Source organism: Chitinophaga sp., assembly GCF_036566945.1.
Taxonomy (GTDB): domain Bacteria; phylum Bacteroidota; class Bacteroidia; order Chitinophagales; family Chitinophagaceae; genus Chitinophaga.
In genome coordinates, this window is the sequence record NZ_DATCVJ010000995.1 from 1 (window position 1) to 3562 (window position 3562).

At 37.7% G+C, this 3562-nt stretch carries 5 protein-coding genes; all 5 read right to left on the minus strand.

Annotated elements, in window-relative coordinates; genetic code table 11:
* On the minus strand, positions 1-359 hold a 359-nt coding region (locus VIP81_RS29770; protein ID WP_331970402.1), incomplete at its 3' end, for a hypothetical protein.
* Positions 360-391: 32 nt separating this feature from the next.
* Positions 392-1111, minus strand: a complete 720-nt coding sequence (locus tag VIP81_RS29775; RefSeq protein ID WP_331970406.1) for an acylneuraminate cytidylyltransferase family protein — start codon at positions 1109-1111, stop codon at positions 392-394.
* Position 1112: 1 nt separating this feature from the next.
* Positions 1113-2156 carry a nucleotidyltransferase family protein gene (locus VIP81_RS29780; RefSeq protein WP_331970409.1) on the minus strand — a complete coding sequence of 348 codons (1044 nt, stop codon included), beginning with the start codon at positions 2154-2156 and terminating at the stop codon, positions 1113-1115.
* A complete protein-coding gene (locus tag VIP81_RS29785) occupies positions 2156-2830 on the minus strand; it encodes a PIG-L deacetylase family protein (protein ID WP_331970412.1) in 675 nt (224 codons plus the stop codon). Before VIP81_RS29785 ends, VIP81_RS29780 begins: the two co-directional genes overlap by 1 nt.
* A gap of 12 nt (positions 2831-2842) precedes the next feature.
* Positions 2843-3562 (minus strand): UDP-N-acetylglucosamine 2-epimerase (locus tag VIP81_RS29790; RefSeq protein WP_331970415.1); only part of this gene is annotated, 720 nt, incomplete at its 5' end.

Genomic DNA, 3562 nt, shown 5'->3' on the forward strand with positions numbered 1-3562 from the left:
ACAATTTCATTTACAACTGCAACCGGCTGATATTTGTCAAAAATTTCAGCCCAAAATCTGCGTTCTATACTAAGTATTTTTCGACGCTCAGGCTGTCTCAGCTTACCCATAAATCTGTCGGCAAAAAAAGAAGTAACCAAATAGGCTGATGATGAATCTTCTAATGTAGATTCCTGTTCCTGACAATGAAGGGCATAAAAATCCTCAAAACAGCCTACGGAAATTATTCCTTGCTGCTCAAGCTCTTTGCTTTCGCTTCTTGTCATTGTTACATACAAGGAATCGTACTTTTCTGATACCAATTTTGGGAAAAGAAACTGTTGATAATCTCTCGCAAAGAAAAGTATACTAGGCTTCATAAACTTCATAATTCATTACAAATGTGACTCATTCACTTGCGGACATCAAGATCCGTAAGATTTTCTCCTATCAATCCTTGTTCAATTAGAAATTCTGCCCATAGCCAATCTAACGGCACATCTAAATCAACTGAAGCGTACTCATCCATTTCCATTTTCTTGATTCTTTCAAATTGTGAGATTGATTTGCTCTTAATTGCTTCTACATTAATAACATAAACTGCTCCATTATATTCCCAAACTTTAGGGCAATCCTGCCTCCTTACAAAGTCGCCGGGTTTGGACTTAACAAGAAATCCGTTCTCGTTTTCCTCAAACAATAAATAATAAGGGTTCGCCGTCGTTTCCTTAACGGAAACGATCATTTCAAGTTCGGCATTATATAAATCCAAAGCTTTCCTTACATCCGAAACTTTTCTAAAAGGCGATGTTGGCTGAAGAACTACTATAATATCATGATATTGTCCTTTTTTCTCGTAAAAATCCAGGGCATGCAAGCATACATCATAAGTCCCGATCGTATCAGTCGCAAGCTCCGCTGGCCTTTTAAACGGAACTTTTAAACCATAATCTTTAACCTTATTAATTATTTCCTGATCATCAGTTGAGACACAAATGTTATCATCATGTGTTAACATTCTTGCTATATCGATACTATAGTAAATCAAAGGCTTTTTATTCAAAAGCTTTATATTTTTCCCCGGGATACCTTTTGATCCACCTCTTGCCGGTATTATAAATAATGGTTTCATATTACAATTTAATATGCTTTATATCTTCTTGGGCCTGCACGAAATCCTGCGGTTTTCCTATGTCCAACCAATAGCCAAGTATGGGATAATGTGAAACCTTTTTACTTTTTGCTATCAACATTTCCATAAAGTCTGTAGCATTAAAGAACGCCCCTTTGGTCAGATGTGACAATAATAGTCTGTTAAAGAGATAAATCCCCCCATTCGAATAGTAGTTATATGTTGGCTTCTCATCAAAAGAAATCACCTGATTTCCTTCTATCTCAAGTACTGCATATGGGACCTTTACCTGATAGGGAATGCTGGCAACCATCAGATCTGCCCCTGATTCAAGATATGATTTATAAAAATCTGCATAGTCAATATTCGTCAACAGATCTGAATTCATTAATATAATGTGATCAGACGAAAAATTTTCAATCAAACTTAAAGCACCAAATGTTCCCAGCGGCTCTTCTTCTTCAACATAATCAATGGCCACATCTTTTGCGGATCCATCTCTGAAATAATTCTTTATTTGCTCACCAAGATACCTGATGGATATGGTAATCCTATTAATACCAAAATAGATAAGGCGGTCAACATTATGTTCTATGATGGGTTTATCTCCTACTTTCAACAATGGTTTCGGACAGTTTTCGGTTAGTGGCATCAGGCGTTCACCTTTTCCTCCAGCCATAATAACCGCATCGACTGGCAACATAGAAGCCTTCGTCCTGAGGTTGAGGATGTCAACAATTCTATGCGCCTTATCAACAATCGGAATAATCTTCAGATTTCGGCGCCGATAGTTATCAATATCAGCAAGTGCATAGTCCCCAATTTTTATATAAACAGGATTAGGCTGGATAAATTCTGTAATGCGATCTGTAAGAGTATGCCCATTAATAAATCCCCTTCGCACATCTCCATCCGTCAGAGAGCCTATTAGTCTTTCTTGCTGATCTACGACAAAAAGTATAGCATCAACCCCCAAAGCATTCAACTTCTTAAATGCATCGGTAACACCTTCGACTTCAAAAATTAAATGTTTGCGGAATTCCATTATTGCTTATCAATAAATTTTATTAATTGAAACGCTTCTGCATAGTGTGTTCCTACAGATGCTCCTCTGAAATGTGCAAGTGCCCGGATGTTGTCGAGACTTCTGGGGAAAGGATGCGGACCTAATTCTGATTCGTATATCTCCATAACTTCCAGCTTTTTTTCCAGATATTCTGATATATCGACGTAATAATTAGGCATGAATACTCTTTCCGGCAATGCGGGTGCAAACTCCGTTTCAGATAAACATTCATACATTAATACCTTCCTGATGAAAGGATATCTGAATGATTTAGTACACGCTACCACTGCATCAAAAATTACTCTATGATCACTATGCGCATCCGATCTGTTCATTACATATATAGTTTCTGGTTTTACCTGATGGAAAACATCAGATATTTTGGGTACCATATCTATAATCATACCGGGATGCAGTAGCATAGTAGGATAGTCCAGTTTAATAGTGGATGTAAATCCCATTTTTGTGGCGACTTCCACGATTTCTTCCTGTCTGCTTTTTACTCTTTCTGCCGAAAAACCATATTCTTCCAATACATTGGTAATTATCAGCCAGTGTACCTGATCACCTTTAGCGACATGCTTCAGTAAAGTTCCGCCTGCACCTAATACTTCATCATCCGGATGTGCTGATACTACAATAACATTTGACATAAATGGTGTTGATTATATTTTGTATGTAATATTTTTATGAATCAGCTCTTTATCTATTTGAATAGTACTAAGCACTTCACTAATTTTTCCGGCACTATTGCCATCCCCATAAGGGTTATTAATTTTCTTTACCTGGTCGCGATACGCTATATCTGTTACGGACTTTATAATTGCGATATAAATTTCTTCGCTGTCATATTCTGTATAGATAACATTTCCGGCGCTAAAACGACCACGCTGACGCAATCCTATGTTAATGACAGGTAATCCTATAGAAGGCGCTTCTACGATCCCTGAGCTCGAATTACCGATCAGGCAGCTGGCATATCGAAGTAGATTAATGTAATTCAACCGATCCAGATTTTTAAACGAACTGAATTGCTCCGGATATAAAGTAGTGTATTCATTAATTTTCTCTATGATCGCAAAATTTCCCGGATCCGAATTGGGGTAATTAATGAAACATTTGTATCCGGATTTATGAATAGCTGACAATGTTTCCTGCATCTGAGCGCCAGCTTCATCGGCTTCTGCAAGGATTGGATGTTGTATCAGTACCAGGTAAGGAGCATCGCCAATGTTAAACTCCTTTATTGGAAGCACTTCCCCTTTGTCTAGCCTTGGGCAATTAACAAATTTATCCAACGCCGGATTTCCAAGATTAAATATGCGGAAATCGTCTTCTCCCAATTTCCTCAGTACATCAGCGTGTTTATGAAGAAATGTAAAATG

Bases quoted from the DNA above. Each gene is read 5' to 3' on its own strand.
- VIP81_RS29775 (WP_331970406.1), bottom strand. From the start codon at position 1,111: ATGAAACCATTATTTATAATACCGGCAAGAGGTGGATCAAAAGGTATC.
- VIP81_RS29780 (WP_331970409.1), bottom strand. From the start codon at position 2,156: ATGGAATTCCGCAAACATTTAATTTTTGAAGTCGAAGGTGTTACCGAT.
- VIP81_RS29785 (WP_331970412.1), bottom strand. From the start codon at position 2,830: ATGTCAAATGTTATTGTAGTATCAGCACATCCGGATGATGAAGTATTA.